The 16,776-nt window shown below is 74.7% G+C and carries 18 protein-coding genes; 10 read left to right on the forward strand and 8 right to left on the reverse strand.

The genetic code is table 11. The features are described 5' to 3' along the window. Positions 1–2: 2 nt before the first annotated feature. From BDZ31_RS26065 to BDZ31_RS17160, 4 genes are all read left to right on the forward strand, one after another. Positions 3–734 carry a cyclase family protein gene (locus tag BDZ31_RS26065; protein ID WP_183343576.1) on the forward strand — a complete coding sequence of 244 codons (732 nt, stop codon included), beginning with the start codon at positions 3–5 and terminating at the stop codon, positions 732–734. Then, positions 731–2,209: an FGGY family carbohydrate kinase gene (locus BDZ31_RS17150; RefSeq protein ID WP_183343577.1), complete on the forward strand. Its 1,479-nt coding sequence runs from the start codon at positions 731–733 to the stop codon at positions 2,207–2,209. The genes BDZ31_RS26065 and BDZ31_RS17150 overlap by 4 nt, the downstream gene beginning before the upstream one ends. A 29-nt stretch (positions 2,210–2,238) precedes the next feature. Beyond that, on the forward strand, positions 2,239–3,243 hold the full coding sequence (locus BDZ31_RS17155; protein ID WP_221243142.1) for a hotdog family protein: 1,005 nt from the start codon (positions 2,239–2,241) through the stop codon (positions 3,241–3,243). A gap of 131 nt (positions 3,244–3,374) precedes the next feature. Continuing rightward, complete coding sequence (locus tag BDZ31_RS17160) at positions 3,375–4,373, forward strand: sigma-70 family RNA polymerase sigma factor (RefSeq protein ID WP_246345381.1); 999 nt, start codon at positions 3,375–3,377, stop codon at positions 4,371–4,373. Positions 4,374–4,413: 40 nt separating this feature from the next. Here the strand turns inward: BDZ31_RS17160 and BDZ31_RS17165 are convergent, their stop codons facing one another. Beyond that, a complete protein-coding gene (locus BDZ31_RS17165; RefSeq protein WP_183343580.1) occupies positions 4,414–4,704 on the reverse strand; it encodes an STAS domain-containing protein in 291 nt (96 codons plus the stop codon). A 175-nt stretch (positions 4,705–4,879) separates the two neighbouring features. Between BDZ31_RS17165 and BDZ31_RS17170 the strand changes: the two genes are divergently transcribed. Next, positions 4,880–5,302, forward strand: a complete 423-nt coding sequence (locus tag BDZ31_RS17170) for a VOC family protein (protein WP_183343581.1) — start codon at positions 4,880–4,882, stop codon at positions 5,300–5,302. Here the strand turns inward: BDZ31_RS17170 and BDZ31_RS17175 are convergent. Then, a complete protein-coding gene (locus tag BDZ31_RS17175; RefSeq protein WP_183343582.1) occupies positions 5,277–5,543 on the reverse strand; it encodes a hypothetical protein in 267 nt (88 codons plus the stop codon). The genes BDZ31_RS17170 and BDZ31_RS17175 overlap by 26 nt on opposite strands. A 9-nt stretch (positions 5,544–5,552) precedes the next feature. Next, the gene (locus tag BDZ31_RS17180; protein ID WP_183343583.1) at positions 5,553–5,753 is read right to left on the reverse strand and encodes a hypothetical protein; all 201 of its coding nucleotides are present in this window, start codon (positions 5,751–5,753) and stop codon (positions 5,553–5,555) included. Positions 5,754–6,026: 273 nt separating this feature from the next. Between BDZ31_RS17180 and BDZ31_RS17185 the strand changes: the two genes are divergently transcribed. Continuing rightward, positions 6,027–7,430: a transcriptional regulator gene (locus tag BDZ31_RS17185; RefSeq protein ID WP_183343584.1), complete on the forward strand. Its 1,404-nt coding sequence runs from the start codon at positions 6,027–6,029 to the stop codon at positions 7,428–7,430. Here the strand turns inward: BDZ31_RS17185 and BDZ31_RS17190 are convergent. After that, positions 7,427–8,143: a crotonase/enoyl-CoA hydratase family protein gene (locus BDZ31_RS17190; RefSeq protein ID WP_183343585.1), complete on the reverse strand. Its 717-nt coding sequence runs from the start codon at positions 8,141–8,143 to the stop codon at positions 7,427–7,429. The genes BDZ31_RS17185 and BDZ31_RS17190 overlap by 4 nt on opposite strands. Positions 8,144–8,236: 93 nt before the next feature. Here BDZ31_RS17190 and BDZ31_RS17195 point away from each other — a divergent pair, with 93 nt between their 5' ends. The 3 genes from BDZ31_RS17195 to BDZ31_RS17205 all read left to right on the forward strand — a co-directional run bounded on the left by BDZ31_RS17195 (position 8,237) and on the right by BDZ31_RS17205 (position 10,201). Then, complete coding sequence (locus BDZ31_RS17195) at positions 8,237–8,830, forward strand: TetR/AcrR family transcriptional regulator (protein WP_183343586.1); 594 nt, start codon at positions 8,237–8,239, stop codon at positions 8,828–8,830. A gap of 67 nt (positions 8,831–8,897) precedes the next feature. Continuing rightward, positions 8,898–9,146 carry a hypothetical protein gene (locus tag BDZ31_RS17200; RefSeq protein ID WP_183343587.1) on the forward strand — a complete coding sequence of 83 codons (249 nt, stop codon included), beginning with the start codon at positions 8,898–8,900 and terminating at the stop codon, positions 9,144–9,146. A gap of 80 nt (positions 9,147–9,226) precedes the next feature. Continuing rightward, positions 9,227–10,201: a non-homologous end-joining DNA ligase LigD gene (locus tag BDZ31_RS17205; RefSeq protein WP_183343588.1), complete on the forward strand. Its 975-nt coding sequence runs from the start codon at positions 9,227–9,229 to the stop codon at positions 10,199–10,201. Between the two features lie 46 nt (positions 10,202–10,247). On the opposite strand, the gene BDZ31_RS17210 is transcribed toward BDZ31_RS17205, so the two are convergent. Continuing rightward, positions 10,248–12,431, reverse strand: coding sequence for a prealbumin-like fold domain-containing protein (locus tag BDZ31_RS17210; RefSeq protein ID WP_183343589.1), 2,184 nt, complete (start codon positions 12,429–12,431; stop codon positions 10,248–10,250). A gap of 121 nt (positions 12,432–12,552) precedes the next feature. Next, a complete protein-coding gene (locus BDZ31_RS17215) occupies positions 12,553–13,506 on the reverse strand; it encodes a trypsin-like serine protease (RefSeq protein ID WP_183343590.1) in 954 nt (317 codons plus the stop codon). A gap of 97 nt (positions 13,507–13,603) precedes the next feature. On the opposite strand from BDZ31_RS17215, the gene BDZ31_RS17220 reads away from it, so the two are divergent. Then, a complete protein-coding gene (locus tag BDZ31_RS17220; RefSeq protein ID WP_183343591.1) occupies positions 13,604–13,933 on the forward strand; it encodes a hypothetical protein in 330 nt (109 codons plus the stop codon). Between the two features lie 22 nt (positions 13,934–13,955). Here the strand turns inward: BDZ31_RS17220 and BDZ31_RS17225 are convergent, their stop codons facing one another. Together BDZ31_RS17225 and BDZ31_RS17230 are read right to left on the reverse strand one after the other, a co-directional pair. Further along, complete coding sequence (locus BDZ31_RS17225; protein ID WP_183343592.1) at positions 13,956–16,346, reverse strand: ATP-binding cassette domain-containing protein; 2,391 nt, start codon at positions 16,344–16,346, stop codon at positions 13,956–13,958. 15 nt (positions 16,347–16,361) lie between these two features. Then, positions 16,362–16,772: a VOC family protein gene (locus BDZ31_RS17230; RefSeq protein WP_183343593.1), complete on the reverse strand. Its 411-nt coding sequence runs from the start codon at positions 16,770–16,772 to the stop codon at positions 16,362–16,364. Positions 16,773–16,776 lie beyond the last annotated feature (4 nt).

Consider the following 16,776-nt stretch of genomic DNA (forward strand, 5'->3'; position numbering starts at 1 on the left):
ACGTGGCCGGCACGACCTCGATCGACGCGATCGCCGCGGCGTTCGCCGGCAGCCGCCTCGTCGACCTGACGCGGCGGCTGGAGCCGGGGATCCCGTCGTATCCGACCCATCCCAAGTACCACCAGATGCCGTGGCCGGCGATGGGCGACCCGGCCGAGATGAATCAGCTCGTGCTCGGCGAGCACACCGGCACCCACGTCGACGCGCCCTCGCACTTCGTCGCCGAGGGCGACCCGGCCCGGCGCCACATCGACGAGCTCGCGCTGGAGGGCTTCATGGGCCGCGCGGTGACGATGCGCTTCGGTCCATTCAAGCCGACCGACGCGATGGTCACGCGCGCCGAGATCGAGGCGTGGGAGGCCGAGCACGTCGCGGTCCGCGCCGGCGACATCGTGCTCGTCGACTTCCAGTGGGAGGGGCGCTGGCGGCGCGTGCCGGAGGGCTTCGACTTCCTCGACCGCTGGCCGGGCCTCTCACGCGACGCCGCCGAGCTGCTGCGCGACCGCGGCGTCAAGGCCGTCGGGACCGATTGCGTCAGCCTCGATCCGGGCAACGGCGGGGAAGGCCTCGCCGCGCACTACACGCTGCTGGCGGCGGGCGTCCTGATCATGGAGAACGTCGCCAACATGGCGCAGCTGCCCGACGAGAGCTACCTGATCGCGCTGCCGCTGCCGATCGCCAACGGCACCGGCTCGCCGGTGCGGGCCGTGGCGCTGGTGCCGGACGCCTCGTGAGCGGTCCGGTGGGGGCGGGCGCCGCAACGCCCGCCGTGATCGCCGTCGACGCCGGCAGCTCGCGGCTGCGGGTCTCGCTCGTCGCGCTGGAGGACGGCGCCGTGCTCGCCTCCGAGGCGGTGCCGACGCGCTCGGCCGACGGGGAGCTCGACGCCGACGCCGCCTGGCGCGACCTGGTCGGCCTGCTCGGCGTGCTCGACCGCGCCGGCGCCGACGTGCAGGCGCTCGGCGTCGCCGCCCAGCTCGGCACCGTGCTCGTCGACGAGCGCGGCGTGCCGGTGCGCCCGGCGATGCTGTGGGGCGACGTGCGCGCCGTGGCGGAGGCGCGGGAGCTGGAGGAGCTGCTCGACGACGAGCTGCGCGCCGCGATCGGCCGCCGGCCGACCGCCGAGCTGCCCGTCGCCAAGCTGCGGCGCCTCGCCGTGCGCGAGCCGGAGGCGCTGGCGCGGGCGCGCTGGGCGCTCTCGTTCAAGGACGCGCTCGTCCACCGGCTCACCGGCCGGGCGGTCTCCGACGCGGCGCACGCCTCCTACAGCGGCCTCTTCGACGTGCGGGCGCGCGCGTGGGCGCCGGCGGTCGCCGCGGCGGCCGGGGTCGACCCGGCGCTGCTGCCCCCGACCGCGCCCGGCGCGGCCGTCGCCGGCGGCCTCGACGCCGAGGTCGCGCGCGCGACCGGCCTCGCTGCCGGGCTGCCGGTCGCCGTCGGCGGTCCGGACGGGACGCTCGGCGCGCTCGGGGCCGGCGCCGCGCGCGCCGGCGTGACCGTCGACGTCGCCGGCACGACCGACGTGCTGCTGCACACGCTCGACCGCCCGCTCGCCGACCCGGCGCGCGCGGTCGTGCTCAACGCGCACGTCGTCGAGGGGCTGTGGACGGTCGGCGGCCCGACCGGCCCGACCGGCGGCGCGGTCGAGTGGACGGCGCGGCTGCTCGGCTACGACGACGCCGCCGCGGCGCACGCCGCGCTCGGCGCGGCGGCCGAGGCGGTCGCGCCCGCGGCGGCGCCGCTGTTCGTCACCTCGCTGGCGGGGAGCCGCTTCCCGACGTGGCGGACCGAGGACACCGGCCTGCTCGCCGGCATGCGCTTCGAGCACGGCCCGGCCCACGTGCTGCGCGCCGCTCAGGAGGGCGCCGCGCAGACGGTCGGCGCCGGCATCGACGCGCTGCGCGAGCTGGGCGTCGAGATCGGCGAGGTCGTCGTCGTCGGCGGCGCCGCGGCGCGTCCGGCGACCCTGCAGCTGCGCAGCGACGCCTGGGGCCTGCCCGTCGTCGGCCTCGCCAACCGCGAGGCGACGACGGTCGGCGCCGCCATGCTCGCGGCGGTCGCGGCCGGCCGGTTCGCGACGCTCGCGCAGGCCGCCGACGCGCTCGTGCGGCGCGCGGGGCGCCACACGCCGCGGCCGGAGACGGCGGCGGCCTGCGAGGCGGCGCGGCTGCGCTGGCGCGACGTGCAGCGCCGCCACTTCGGACCATGAGAGCTGAGACGAGCAGCGAGGAGAGAGCAGTGACGATCGGACGGAACCTGACCGATCCCTCGCGCGCACTGGCGCGCGTCGAGCTCGAGGCGGGCCTGAAGGAGCCCGTCTACGAGCAGATCGAGATCCCGGAGGCGTTCGGCCCCGTCGACGTGCTCGTCGACGACCTCAAGATCAAGCGCTTCGCCTTCGTCGCCGACGACTTCGGCGACTGGTACCTGAACGACAGCCCGTGGGGAACGCGGATCGGCCAGCCCGGCCTGCTGGCAAACGACCTGCTGCAGCTGTTCACGACGCGGTACGCGCCGAGCAGGGTCGTCGGCCTGCACACGGTCGAGGAGCTGTGGTGGGAGCAGCCGGTCCGGCTCGGCCAGGTCGTGCGGCTGAGCGGCCGCTACACCGACCGCTACGAGCAGCGCGGCCAGGGGTCGGTCGTGATGGAGGCCGAGGCCCGCGACCTCGACGGCACGGTGCTGATCAGGCATCGCGGCGTCGAGATCATGCGGACGGTGCCGGGCGAGGTCGGCGGCCGCGGCAGCACCGGCGGGGGCGGCGGCGCGGCCGACCGCCGCATCACCGGCGAGGTCGACCCGTCGCTGCCGCCGGTCGAGCGGCTCGGCGCCGACGCCGTCGCCGGGCAGGGCCTCGCGCCGCTGGCCAAGGAGGTCACGTTCGAGCAGATGGCCGTCTTCTCGCGGCTCGGCGAGTTCGTGCGCAACATCCACAACGACCTCGAGAAGGCGCGCGAGGAGGCGCAGCTCGACGTGCCGATCGTCCAGGGCCAGCAGCAGGTCTGCTACCTCGCCGAGCGGGCGGTGCGCGCGCTCGGCGCCGGCTGGTTCACGACCGGCCACCTGAAGGCGAAGTTCCTGCGCCCGGTGCGCGCCTTCGAGACGATCGAGGTCGCCGGCGTCGTGCGCGACGTCGCCCGCACCGACCGCGGCGCGCGCGTCGACCTCGACCTCTGGATCCGCGACGCGGAGGGCAGGCTCGTCACGGTCGCGTGGGCCGACGGCGAGCTGCTGGGCGCCTGAGCGGACGGCGGCGCGCGGCCGGGCGCCGGCGGGCGCGACGCGCGCCGGCGCGCCCCCGGGCGGTGTCAGCGCGCTCGGCGGGCGTCGCCGCGGACTTCACGCCGCCGGCGCGAGCCCCTAGCATGGGCCAGATGGAGGGAACCGTCGCCCACATCAGCGCCGACTTCGGCGCGCTCGAGCGCCACCGCCGCGAGCTGACGGCGTACTGCTACCGGATGCTCGGCTCGCCGTTCGAGGCCGAGGACGCGGTCCAGGAGACGCTGCTGCGGGCGTGGAGAGCGCTCGACCGCTTCGAGGGCCGCTCGGCGGTCCGCTCGTGGCTCTACCGGATCGCGACCAACGTCTGCCTCGACATGCTCGACGGCCGCAAGCGCCGTGCGCTGCCGATGGACCTTGGCCCGGCGCGCGATCCCGGCGGCCCGGTCGGCGGCACGCGCGCCGCGATCGAGTGGGTCGAGCCGGCCCCCGACGAGCTGCTCGTCGCGCCCGACGGCGACCCGGCCGAGGTCGCGGAGGCGCGCGAGACGATCCGGCTCGCCTTCGTCGCCGCGCTCCAGCACCTGCCGCCGCGCCAGCGCGCCGTGCTGATCCTCTGCGAGGTGCTGCGCTGGAAGGCGGCCGAGGCGGCCGAGCTGCTCGACACGAGCGTCGCGTCGGTCAACAGCGCGCTGCAGCGGGCGCGCGCGACGCTGGAGCAGAGCGACCTGAACGCCGTCAGCTCCCCGCGGCCAACCGAGCTGGGCGACGAGGAGAGAGCGCTGCTGGCCCGCTACGTCGAGGCGTTCGAGGGCTACGACATGGAGGCGCTCGCGTCGCTGATCCAGGAGGACGCGGAGCAGTCGATGCCGCCGTACGAGCTGTGGCTGAGCGGCCGCGACGACATCCTGCGCTGGTGGAACGGCCCCGGCATCGGCTGCAAGGGCTCGCGCGTGATCCCGACGATCGCCGCCAACGGCGCGCCGGCCTTCGGCCAGTACCGCGTCAGCCAGAGCGGCAGCGGCCACGACCCGTGGGCGCTGCAGGTGCTGGAGCTCGACGCCGGCAGGATCGTCGGCTTCACCTTCTTCCTCGACACCGACGCGGTCTTCCCGCTGTTCGGGCTGCCGGCGCACCTGCCGCCGGGCTCCTGACCGGCAGCGCCGACGCGCGGCCGCACGCCGCGCGCCGGCGTCACTCCAGCAGCACGTCGCGCAAGCCCATGAACGCGACCAGCTCGCGCAGCGGCGCAGAGGCGTTGCAGAGGCGGACGGTGCAGCCGTTGCGGCGCGCGGCGAGCTGCATCCGCGCGAGCGCGTCGACGGCGACGGCGTCGGCGCGGACGCCGCCGACGTCGCAGAGGACCAGCTCGGGCTGCGAGGCGGTGACCGCCGCGCAGAAGCGCTCGTACAGCGAGGGCAGATCGGCGCGCTCCAGCGGCCCCCGGATCGCGAAGGAGATCGTCCTCGGCAGCGTGTCGGTCATCGACGGTAGGACGGCCGCCGCGGGTGGAAGTCATCGGTCGGGCTGGCGCGTCGCCGGTCGCGCCGTCGCCCGCGCTTGCGCTTTCATCGCCCGACCGATGAGTCGCGGGGGCTCCCTTCGTTGAAGGGAGCAGGAGGCCGGGCAGCCGGCCAGAACGACAGAAGGAGGCAGCACCATGGAGTTCAAGCTCGAGCTGATCGTCGTCCCGGTCTCGGACGTCGACGTGTCGAAGGCGTTCTACGTCGAGCAGGCCGGCTTCCAGCTCGACGTCGACCACAGCGCCGGGGAGGAGTTCCGCGTCGTCCAGCTGACGCCGCCCGGGTCCGCCTGCTCGATCACGATCGGCAAGGGGATCCAGAGATCGCCGCCGGGCTCGGCACATGGGCTGCACCTCGTCGTGCGCGACATCGAGGCCGCGCGCTCGGAGCTCGTCGCACGCGGCCTCGACGTCAGCGACTTCTTCCACTTCGGCCCGAGCGGGCAGACCAGCGGTCTCGATCCCGAGCGCCGCGACTACGGCACGTTCGCGACGTTCAGCGACCCGGACGGCAACAGCTGGCTGCTGCAGGAGGTCAGAAGAGCGGCCGTACGCGACTGACCGGGTCGCAGCTGAGCCGGGCGGCCTGCGTGACGCGCTGGAGGTCGTGCGCGGCGGCCTCCTCGCGGTCGAGCGCGGCGCGGTAGGCGGCGTGCGCTCCGGCGCGCTGGGCCGGGGCGGCGTCGCACCAGGCGTGGAACGCCTCGTGGCAGAGCAGCTGGGCGGCCTGCCATGACTGGAAGACCTCGTCGATCAGGCGGGTGCCGATCGCGACGAGGTCGTCGGCGGTGGCGGCGGGCATCGTCGCTCCTCAGCGGCCGTCGTCGGCGTCGCCGGTCGTCGGCTCGGGCGGACATCGCACGAGCGACGCGACGACGCGGTCGCGCTGGCTGGCGCGCTCCGCGCGGCTGCGCGTCCACGCCGTGCGCGCACCCGCGCCTCCGGTCCCGGTCGGCGTCTCCGCCCACCTCCGCGTCGGCCCGCGCGCCGTCTTCGGTTCGGTCTCCTCCATCGGATGCATGTTCCGACCTCCCGATCGGCTCGAAGTCCCGGGGGCAGGGGTCCCTCCGGGCCGGTCGCCAGACGTTGTAGAGGCGATGCCGTTACGCCAGCGTTTCACGGGCGCTTGTGGGCTCGTCGGCGATCGCCTACGGTGGCCCGGAGGAGCACGGTTGTGAGTTCGTATCCGTGGCTGGCGCTCGACGCGGGAACGCCGCCGTCCGAACACGCTCGTCGACTACGGGCTGCATGGGAGCGTTTCCTGGACGTCGGTGACGCGCCTTACGTGCGCGAGCCGATCGCCGCGTCGTGGGCCCGGTCGCTGGCGGCGGGCGTCGACCCGCGGTGCGGCCGCGCGGCGCCGCTGGGCGCCGACCTCCACGAGGTCGCCGCCCGCTGGGAGGCCCATCCGCTCGCGACGGCGATGCCGCAGATCCGCGCGCTGCTCGGCCCGGTCGCGGGCGAGACGGCGCATCTGATCGCGGTCAGCGACGCCGACGGGCTGCTGCTGTGGGTCGCGGGCGAGCCGCGCGACCGCATCCGCGCCGCCGACGCGCTCAACTTCGCCGAGGGCGCGGTCTGGAGCGAGGGCGGGACGGGCACGAACGCGATCGGCACCGCGATCGCGGCCGACCACGCCGTCCAGGTGTTCGCCGCCGAGCACTTCAACGAGCTGATCCAGGGCTGGACGTGCGCGGCGGCGCCGGTGCACGACCCCGACACGCGCGAGGTCGTCGGCGCGGTCGACCTCACGGGCCACATGAGCGCGGTCCATCCCTTCGCGTTCGCGTGCGCCGCGGTGACGGCCGAGGCGATCGAGTCGCATCTGCGCGGGCTCCTGCACGCGCGCGACGCGCGCCTGCGCTCGCGCTACGAGGAGCGGGTCGGCGGCACGCACGGGCCGTGCGCCCTGGTGACGCCGAGCGGGCGCGTGATCGGCGGCCGCGGCGCCTGGCCGGAGCGGGAGCGGCTGGAGATCGCGCCGGGCGGGGGCGAGCTGGTGCTCCCGTCGGGCGTGCGGGCGGTCGCCGAGCCGCTCGGCCGCGAGGAGGCGTTCCTCGTCCGCAGAGTCGACGCGATCCGGTCGGCCCACCGGCCGCTGCTGAAGCTGTGCATGCTCGGGCGCGACCAGGCCAGCGTCTCGGTCGCCGACCGCCCGCTGACGGTCAGCCGCCGCGACACCGAGATCCTCGCGCTGCTGATCGCGAGTCCGGCCGGGATGACGAGCGAGGAGCTGGCCGCCGACCTGTACGGCGACGACGGACAGCCCGGCACCGCGCGCGTGCAGATCCACCGGCTGCGCAGAGCGCTCGGGCGGTGGATCGACACCGACCCGTATCGCCTGACGACGGCGGTCGAGTCCGACGTCGCGCGCGTGCAGGGGCTGCTCGACCGCGGCGCCGTGCGCGACGCGGCCGAGCGCTACGACGGCCCGCTGCTGCCGCGCTCGGAGGCGCCCGGGGTCCGGCGCGAGCGGGAGCGGCTGGAGAGCTGGCTGCGCCAGGCGGTGATGACCGCGGAGGAGCCGGAGGCGCTGTGGGCCTGGGTCCAGACGCCGTCGGGCGAGGAGGAGATGCCGGCATGGAAGCGGCTGCTCGCCGACCTCGACTTCGAGGACCCGCGCCGCGCCCTCGCCGCCGCCCGCGTCAACTCGCTGCGGGCGGCGTATCCGGGCGGGCGGGCCGGCTAGCCGGAGGCCTGCGCGGCGAGCAGGCGGTCGACCGTCACCTCGGCGGCGATCGCCTCGCGCACGGCGCTCAGCGCCTCCGCACGGGCGCGCAGCTTCGTCGCCGCGTGCGCGGCCGGGCTCAGCTGCGCGAGCGTGGCGGCCGTCTCGTGCGCGGCGGCGTCGAGCTCGGCGGGCGCGACGACCTGGTCGAGGAAGCCGGCCGCGACCGCCGCGCGCGGCTCGTACAGCGTCGCGCTGACGACCGCGCGGTCGAAGTGGGCGGGGGCGAGCCGCTGGCGCGCCAGCTCGATCGCCCACGCCGGGACGGTGATGCCGATCTGCACCTCGTTGAGCCCGATCCGGAAGGGGCCCTCGGCGCCGATGCGGGCGTCGGCGGCGAGCAGGAAGAACGAGCCGGCCGCGATCGCGTGGCCGCTGCAGGCGACGACCACCGGCGTCGGGAAGGCGAGGACCCGCTCGGCGAGCGTCGCCCCGAGCCGCACCATCTCCAGCGCCTGCCGCTCGTCGCCGGAGGCGAAGACGCCGAGGTCGAAGCCGGCCGAGAAGCGGCCTTCGCGGCCTTTCAGCACGACCACCGCCTCGTCGCGCTCGGCTTGGTCGAGCGCCTCGTGGAGCGTGCGCAGCATCGCGATCGACAGCGCGTTCGCCTTGCCGTCGTCGAGCGCCACGGTCGCGATCCGCCCTTCGAGCGCGTAGGTCGCCAACTCGGTCATCGTCGTCTCCCATCGGGTGTCGGGCTTGTCGGCAGAGTAAACGTAACACTGTTCCGAAACAATGTCACGAAACAGCGGTAGGATTCGCGGCCGATGCCCCGCCCGAAGACCCGGACCCCCGAGCTGCGCGACCGCGTGCTGGCCGTCGCGATCGAGCTGCTTTCGCGGGAGGGCGCGGGCGCGCTGACCGCGCGTGCCGTCGCGCAGGGCGCCGGGACCTCGACGCCCGCCGTCTACGAGCTGTTCGGCGACAAGGGCGGCCTCGTGCGCGCCGTCTTCTTCGAGGGCTTCCGCCGGCTCCACCGCCGGCTGCGGGCGCTGCCCGAGAGCGGCGACCCGCGCGCCGACCTCGTCGCGCTCGCCGCCGGCTACCGCGCCTTCGTCGTCGAGAATCCGATCCTGGCCGAGGTGATGCTGTCGCGGCCGTTCACCGACTTCTCGCCGGGGCCGGAGGAGGCCGGGGCGAGCGGCTCGGTGCGGACGCTGATCGTCGAGCGCGTCAACCGGGCGATCGAGGCCGGCGCGATCGCCGGCGATCCGATCGACGTCGCGCACACGCTGGTCGCGCTCGTGCAAGGGCTCGCGGCCGCCGAGAACGGGCAGCGGCTCGGCACGACGCCGGCCTCGGTCGACCGCCGCTGGGCGCTTGCCGTCGAGGCGCTGCTCGACGGGCTCGCGGCGACGTAGATGGACCGCCGCGGCGCGCCGCGATTGGCCCTTTCGCACGATCGTCGGGGGCGTTACGTTCGGCTCCATGGCGACGCCGGACCTCAGCGGCCTGGGGATCGCGCTCGCCGCCTCCGTGCGCTGGGCGGCGCTGCGCGCCGGCGCGCTCGCCGCGGCGACGGCGGCCGTCGGCTTCCACGCCGTCAACCACTGGGTCGACCTCGGCGCCGAGGAACCCGGCACCCACGCCGGCGTGATCGGCGCGCTGTCGCAGACCTCGCTGGCGATCGTCTGCGCCGTCCTGCTCGTCGTCGTCATCCGCCAGCACCCGCGCTGACCGGCGCGGCGACGTGCGCTCAAGCGGTGCATGCCGGCCGCGCCGCGCTGCCGTCGGAAGCCCGCGCTACGGTGAGCAGCGTGGAACCGAGAGCGGGCGACGAGCGGCGCGGCGCCGTCGAGCTGACCAACCTCGACCAGCCGCTGTTCGACGGCGCCGAGGCGACGAAGGGCGACCTCGTCGACTACCTCGACAGCGTCGCCGAGCGGCTGATCGGCGAGCTGCGCGGCCGCCCGCTCTCGGTGATGCGGGCGCTGCGCGGCCGCAAGCCGTTCATGCAGAAGAACGTCCCCAGAAACGTCCCGCCGTGGGTCGAGACGGTCGCGATCTGGGCCGAGGCGTCGAAGCGCGAGGTCGTCTACGCGCTCTGCGACGACCGCGAGACGCTGCGCTGGTTCGCCAACCAGCGCGCGGTCGAGTACCACCCGACGCTCGTCCGCCTCGACCTGCCCGACCATCCGCAGACCCACCTCGTGCTCGACCTCGACCCGCCGGCGGGCGCGCCGTTCGCCGCCGTCGTCGAGACGGCGCGGCTCGTGCGCCGGGCGCTCGCGGAGGCGGGGCTCGCCGGCGCGGTCAAGACCAGCGGCGCGAAGGGCCTCCACGTCGTCGTCCCGATCGCGCAGCCGGCGACCGGCGAGGAGATCGCCGCCGCGACCCGCGCGCTGGCGGCGCGCGCCGAGCGGCTCGACCCCGCGACCGCGACGACCGCCTATGTGCTCGCCGACCGCGGCGGCAAGGTCTTCGTCGACGCGACCCGCGCCGGCGGCGCCACGGTCGTCGCCGCCTACAGCCCGCGGATCCGGCCCGGCACCACGGTCTCGTTCCCGGTCGCGTGGGACGAGCTCGAGCGGGTCGTCCCGTCGGACTTCACGATCCGCACCGTCCCGGCGCTGCTCGGCGACGGCGACCCGTGGGCCGCGCAGCTGCCCGCGCCGCAGCCGCTTCCGGGCGAGCTGGTCGAGGAGGGGCGCGCGATCCCGGTCGCCCGCGTCGCCGCGATGCACGAGGGCAAGCGCCGCGCCCGCGCGCGGCGCAAGGCCGAGGGCGGGTGAGCGCCGGGCGCGGCGCCCGGCGTCCGTGCGCCCCGCGCGGCGGCGCTCACCCCGTGTATCTCGGCCGCGGACCGGGGCGGCGGATGCTCAGCACCGCGCTCGCTCTGTTGTTGCGCAGGTTCGGCTCGGCGGAGGAGGTCGAGACGGCGACGTGGTTGACGAGGCGGCCGCGCCGCGGCGCGATCGCGATCGCGGTCAGGACGACGCGTCTGCCCGGTCGCAGCGCGCGCACGTGGCAGGTGATCGGCCGTCTGCCGGTGTCGCACCGCCCGCGTGAGATGCGCACGCTGACGATCTCCCTGGCGCGCGGGCCGATCTCGACGCCCGAGACGTTGCGGGCTGTGTGGGGGCCGCGGTTGCTGACGACGATCGTGTAGCGGACGCGCTGGCCGGGCCGCGCGACCGGCGTCGAGACGCGCTTGGTGACGCGCAGGTCGGCGCGCGGTCGGTTGGCTCTGGCGAGCCCGAGCACGCCGCCCTGCGGCGGAACGGTCGCCGGCGGTGTCGGCGCGATCGGCGGGAAGACGATCGGCGGCTGCTCGGCGGTTGCTCTCATGCGGTTGGTGAAGGTGCAGTCGAGCACCGGCTCGCGGGCCGTCAGCGCGACGTCGATCCGGCCGCGCCCGCTGCCGACGGGAACGCCGTTGCAGACGACGGACTCGATCGCCCACGAGCCGTCGGCCGCCGGCTCGGGGCCGGTCTCGACGATCGTGTAGTCGCCGAGCGGGAGGCCGGTCGTGTCGTCGCCGGTCGCGCGCACGGTCGTCCCGGGTGCGCGGGTCGTCGCCCGCTGCTGCCAGCTGCGCGAGAGGTCGTCGTCGCGCGTGACCTCGAAGCCGAACGTGCCGACGCCGCCGACCGTCCGCTTGCCGATCCGGATCGCGCCGGCCGCTTGGAAGCGGTTGGTCAGCTGGCAGGCGCTGCCCTGGGCGTCCGCGAGCGTGATCGACACGGGCAATCCGGTGCCGCGCTCTTCGCCGTCGCAGACGATCGAGCTGAGCGACCAGCTGCCGGCCGCCGTCGCCTCGGGCACGGTCTCGTCGATCGCGTAGCTCCCGGGCGCCAGCGTCAGCGGCGGCGCCGCGACCGCGACGCCCGGCGCCTCGGTCCGGATCGTCTGGCGCTGCGTGGCGTCGCCTCCGCTGACGGCGAGACCGAAGCTGTCGACGGCCCCGAGCGTCAGCTTCGACAGCAGCAGCGTCGCCGCCGGTGGCGGCGCGAGCGCGTTGACGTACGTGCACGTGACGGTGTCGCCGGCGGCCAGTCTGATGCTCGCCGCCGCGGTGGCGACGTCGGTCGCCGCGACGCTCTCGCCGGAGCTCGAGATGCACGACAGGTCGGTCAGCCGCCAGCCTGGCGGCTGCTCCTCGCGGATCGTCCACGGCTCGTCGCCGGCGCGGGTCGCGGCCCGGTAGAAGGTCGCCTCGCCGGACAGCCCGTGCGTCGCGCTGAGCGTGAAGTCCCGCGCGGGCGTGAAGGAGACGTTGCCGACGAAGCGGAAGCTCTGCGTCGCGCTCGCCTGCGGGTCGTCGACGACCTTCCGCACGACGATCGTGCCGCTCGTCGGCGGCGGCTTGACGTAGTAGGCGTAGCAGAAGACGTGCCGCGCGCCGCTCGGATAGCTGATCCACTCGACGTTGTCGCCGTTGTAGTTGTCGGTCGCGCAGCGCAGCGCGCCGAAGCCGTACTCGGAGGGATACGTCCGGTCGAGGACCGGATCGTCGGGCGTCCCGCCCTGCAGCCACAGCGAGCTGCCGGTCGCGGCGCGTCTCGCCTGCTCGCGCGTCAGCTCGATCGTGACCGCGCCGGCGAGGCTCTGGCCGGTCGGCTGGCCCGCGACGTCGAGCAGCGGGGTGGCCGCTCTCGTGACGATGCGCGTGTCGAACGGGTCGACGACGCGCGCGAGCGCGCCCCACGGGCCGACGACCGCCCTGGTCGCGTAGCTGCGGCCGAGCGTGAAGCTCCAGTCCGGCAGCGGCGTGCAGCGCGCCTGGCCCAGCTGCTCCTTGAGCGGCTCGGTTGCCTCGCCGGCGACGTAGAGCGAGTCGGGACCGAGGTCGCGCAGGCTCTCCTGGATGTTGTTGCGCGCGCGGTTGGCGCTGATGTCGGGGTAGTCCGGGCACCAGCGCGCCGCGAAGGTGACGAGCCGCACCGGCTCCTGCGCGCTCGCCGCGGCGGCGCCGACCGCTCCGGCCGCCGCGACGGCGATCGCGAGCCAACCGGCCAGCACGACGACGGATCCTGCCCGACCGCGAGATCCCATGTCCCGCGGTCTACCCGAAAGCGGTGCGACATTGACGCGGCGAGTCAGCCGCTCGACCTGTGCGGGCCGGTGCGGCGCCGGCGTCCGCTCAGCGCGGCCGCGCGCCGGAGCCGACGACGTCGACGCCGGCCAGCCCGCGGACGGTCCGCTGGATCAGCTTGCGCAGCGTCGGGCTCGCTACGCGCGCGAAGGTCGTCGGGTTGCGGCTGCAGCCCGAGCGCTTCCACGTCGACTTGGCGTAGTTGGTGATGCCGACGAGGCGGAAGGCGGGGCCGCCCGCGGTGCGGACCGGCACCGCCCAGCCGCTGCCGCTGTCGCCGCGGCAGGTGCCGCGGCCGCGCGGCGTGCCGGAGGCGCAGACCTTGATCGCGCCGAGCCAGGTCGCCGTGCGACGGGCGCAGGCGGCGTCGCCGAGCCGCCGCATCGAGACCGACAGCAGGCGGTCGGACGGTCTCGCCCGCCGCGGCTCGAAGTAGCCCCAGCTGGCGACGACCCCGGTCCGGCCCGGTCGCCACGTCGCCGCCTCGCGCGGCCCGGCGAGCTTGATCGGCACGGCGGCGGCCGGCGCCGCGAGCCGCAGCAGCGCGACGTCGTAGTGCGCGCGTCTGCGGTCGAACAGCGGCCTGCCGCCGCGCGTGACGAAGGCGAGCCGTCCGCCGCGGCGGACGAGGTAGTGGACCGACAGGACGCCGATCGCCTGCCCCTCGGCGCTCGACAGCGTCCCGCGGCCGACGATCGCCTCGATCCGCGCCCCCTGCGCGAAGCCGAGCCGTCTGAACGGCGTGCGGTGGACGCAGTGGGCGGCGGTGAGGACGACGGTCGGCGCGATCAGCGTGCCGCCGCACAGGTAGCGCTGCCGGCCGTCGCCGCCGTAGCGCGCGCCGTTGTACGCGAGCGCGACGCTCCACGACGCCTTCTCGATCGCGATCGCTCTGCCGCCGAGGACGGCGGGGGCGGGGGCGGGGGCGAGCAGCAGGGCGATGGCGGCGAGCGCCGCGGCGGCCGCGCAGCGCAGCGCGGCGGGGATCTCAGTCCAGGTCACCGCGGGCACGGTAACGATCGTTCACGCCCGGAGGCACGCCGAGGCGCCAGCAGGTCGGCGCTCGGACACCTGCCGCGACCGCTAGTTTCAAACGCCCATGGAAGAAGAGCTGCCCACCTTCTCCTACGTGATCGAACCGCTGCCGCCGAGCCAGCTCGGCCGCCGCTGGCGCTGGCAGCTCTACCGCGGCGAGCGCCTCCTCGCCGCCGGCTGGCACTACGGCCAGCGCCAGGCGCTCGGCGCGCTGCGCACCGCGACCTCCCGCGCGCTGCACGAGCTCGCGGGCATCGTCGCGCTGCGCCCGGAGCGCGCGACGACCGAGGGCCGCTTCGCCGCCGGCCTCACCGTCCAGCTCACCTGCGGCGAGCTGCGCTGCATCCTCGCGCCCCGCCTGGAGCCGACGGCCGCCGCCGCGCGCTCGGCGTGACGGCGCGGCAGCGGCGGTCCGGTCAGGCGCCGACGTAGTCGGCGAGGTGCTTGCCGGTCAGCGTCGAGCGGTCGGCGACGAGGTCGGCCGGCGTCCCCTCGAAGACGACCCTGCCGCCGTCGTGGCCGGCGCCGGGGCCGAGGTCGACGATCCAATCGGCGTGGGCCATCACGGCCTGGTGGTGCTCGATCACGATCACCGACTTGCCGGCGTCGACGAGCCGGTCGAGCAGGCCGAGCAGCTGCTCGACGTCGGCGAGGTGGAGGCCGGTCGTCGGCTCGTCGAGGACGTAGACGCCGCCTCTCTCGGCCATGTGCGTCGCCAGCTTCAGCCGCTGCCGCTCGCCGCCGGAGAGCGTCGTCAGCGGCTGGCCGAGCGTGAGGTAGCCGAGGCCGACGTCGGCGAGCCGCTCGAGGATCTTGTGCGCGGCCGGCGTGCGCGCCTCGCCGTCGCCGAAGAAGGCCGCGGCCTCGTCGACTGACATCGCGAGCACCTCGCTGATGTCCCTGCCGCCGAGGTGGTAGTCGAGCACCGACGCCTGGAAGCGCTTGCCCTCGCACTCCTCGCAGGTCGTCGCGATGCTGGCCATGATCCCGAGGTCGGTGTAGATCACGCCGGCGCCGTTGCAGGCCGGGCAGGCGCCCTCGGAGTTGGCGCTGAACAGCGCCGGCTTGACGCCGTTGGCTCTCGCGAACGCCTTGCGGATCGGGTCGAGAAGTCTCGTGTACGTCGCCGGGTTGCTCCGCCGCGAGCCGCGGATCGCGGTCTGGTCGATCGCCACGACGCCGTCGCGCCCGGCGACCGAGCCGTGGATCAGCGAGCTCTTGCCCGAGCCGGCGACGCCGGTCACGACGACGAGCACGCCGAGTGGGATGTCGACGTCGACGTCCCGCAGGTTGTGAGTGCTCGCGCCGCGCACCTCGAGCCTGCCCGACGGCTCGCGCACCGCCTCCTTCAGCGAGGCGCGGTCGTCGAGGTGGCGGCCGGTGAGCGTGTCGCTGGCGCGCAGCCCCTCGACGTCGCCTTCGAACATCACCTCGCCGCCCTCGCTGCCGGCGCGCGGGCCGAGGTCGACGACGTGGTCGGCGATCGCGATCGTCTCCGGCTTGTGCTCGACGACGAGGACGGTGTTGCCCTTGTCGCGCAGCTGCAGCAGCAGCCTGTTCATCCGCTCGATGTCGTGCGGATGCAGGCCGATCGTCGGCTCGTCGAAGACGTAGGTGACGTCGGTCAGCGACGAGCCGAGGTGGCGGATCATCTTCGTGCGCTGGGCCTCCCCGCCCGAGAGCGTGCCCGACGGCCGCTCGAGGCTGAGGTAGCCGAGGCCGATCTCGACGAACGAGTCGAGCGTGTGCTGGAGCGTCGCCAGCAGCGGCGCGACCGACGGCTCGTCGAGGGCGCGCACCCAGTCGGCGAGGTCGCTGATCTGCATCGCGCACGCCTCGGCGATGTTGATACCGGCGATCTTCGACGAGAGCGCCGCCGCGCTGAGGCGGGTGCCGCCGCAGTCCGGGCAGGTCGTGAAGGTGACCGCCCGGTCGACGAAGGCGCGGATGTGCGGCTGCATCGCCTCGCGGTCCTTCGACAGGAACGACTTCTGGATCTGCGGGATCAGGCCCGCGTACGTCAGGTTGACCCCGTCGACCTTGATTCTCGTCGGCTCCCGGTAGAGCAGGTCGTGGAGCTCCCTTCTGTTGAACTTCGCGATCGGCTTGTCCGGGTCGAAGTAGCCGCAGCCGCGGTAGATCCGGCCGTACCAGCCGTCCATGCTGTAGCCGGGGATCGTCAGCGCGCCCTCGTTGAGCGACTTGCTGTCGTCGTAGAGCGCGGAGAGGTCGAAGTCGTTGACCGAGCCGCGGCCCTCGCAGCGCGGGCACATGCCGCCGGTGCGCGTGAAGCTCGCCTTCTCGGTCTTGGACTTGCCGCCGCGGTCTACGGTGATCGCGCCGCTCGCTCTGACCGAGGCGACGTTGAAGGAGAACGCCTGCGGCGAGCCGATGTGCGGCTCGCCGAGGCGGCTGTAGAGGATGCGCAGCATCGCGTGCGCGTCGGTGGCGGTGCCGACCGTGGAGCGGGGGTCTGCGCCCATCCGCTCCTGGTCGACGATGATCGCGGTCGTCAGGCCGTCGAGGACGTCGACGTCGGGCCGCGCCTGCGTCGGCATGAAGCCCTGCACGAAGGCGCTGTAGGTCTCGTTGATCAGCCGCTGGGACTCCGCGGCGATCGTGCTGAAGACCAGCGAGCTCTTGCCCGAGCCGGAGACGCCGGTGAAGACCGTCAGCCGGCGCTTCGGGAGCTCGATGCTGACGTCCTTGAGGTTGTTCTCGCGCGCGCCGTGCACGCGGATCAGGTCGTGGCTGTCGGCGGCGTGCAGCTCCGGCGACTGCGTGTCGGTCCTCGTGGCCGTGCTCATCGCGTCTCGTTCACCTCAGTCCTTCTGCTGGATGCGGATCATGTTGCCGGCGGGGTCGCGGACGGCGCAGTCGCGCACCCCGTACGGCTGGTCGGTCGGCTCCTGCACGATCTCGACGTCGCCGGCCTGCAGCCGCTCGAAGGTGCCGTCGAGGTCGGGGGTCGCGAGCAGCAGGGAGGCGTAGGTGCCCTTCGCCATCATCGCGGCGATCATCTGGCGCTCGTCGTCGGTGATGCCGGGATCGGCGCCGGGCGGGTTGAGGACGATCGACGTGCCGGGCTGGTCGACCGGGCCGACCGTGATCCAGCGCATGCCCTCATAGCCGACGTCGTTGCGGACCTCGAAGCCGAGCAGGTCGCGGTAGAAGGCGAGCGACGCCTCCGCGTCGTTGTGCGGGAGGAAGCTCGCGTGAATGGTGATGTCCATGGCG

The organism is Conexibacter arvalis (genome assembly GCF_014199525.1).
Lineage (GTDB): Bacteria > Actinomycetota > Thermoleophilia > Solirubrobacterales > Solirubrobacteraceae > Conexibacter > Conexibacter arvalis.

Excerpts from the sequence above, each read along its gene's own strand:
- BDZ31_RS17175 (WP_183343582.1), bottom strand. The coding sequence starts at position 5,543 with ATGCCCGCCGCCACCGCCGACGACCTCGTCGCGATCGGCACCCGCCTG.
- BDZ31_RS17165 (WP_183343580.1), bottom strand. The coding sequence starts at position 4,704 with ATGACCGACACGCTGCCGAGGACGATCTCCTTCGCGATCCGGGGGCCG.
- BDZ31_RS17200 (WP_183343587.1), top strand. The coding sequence starts at position 8,898 with ATGGCGACGCCGGACCTCAGCGGCCTGGGGATCGCGCTCGCCGCCTCC.
- BDZ31_RS17230 (WP_183343593.1), bottom strand. The coding sequence starts at position 16,772 with ATGGACATCACCATTCACGCGAGCTTCCTCCCGCACAACGACGCGGAG.
- BDZ31_RS17220 (WP_183343591.1), top strand. The coding sequence starts at position 13,604 with ATGGAAGAAGAGCTGCCCACCTTCTCCTACGTGATCGAACCGCTGCCG.
- BDZ31_RS17190 (WP_183343585.1), bottom strand. The coding sequence starts at position 8,143 with ATGACCGAGTTGGCGACCTACGCGCTCGAAGGGCGGATCGCGACCGTG.
- BDZ31_RS17170 (WP_183343581.1), top strand. The coding sequence starts at position 4,880 with ATGGAGTTCAAGCTCGAGCTGATCGTCGTCCCGGTCTCGGACGTCGAC.
- BDZ31_RS17160 (WP_246345381.1), top strand. The coding sequence starts at position 3,375 with ATGGAGGGAACCGTCGCCCACATCAGCGCCGACTTCGGCGCGCTCGAG.
- BDZ31_RS17180 (WP_183343583.1), bottom strand. The coding sequence starts at position 5,753 with ATGGAGGAGACCGAACCGAAGACGGCGCGCGGGCCGACGCGGAGGTGG.
- BDZ31_RS17225 (WP_183343592.1), bottom strand. The coding sequence starts at position 16,346 with ATGAGCACGGCCACGAGGACCGACACGCAGTCGCCGGAGCTGCACGCC.
- BDZ31_RS17195 (WP_183343586.1), top strand. The coding sequence starts at position 8,237 with ATGCCCCGCCCGAAGACCCGGACCCCCGAGCTGCGCGACCGCGTGCTG.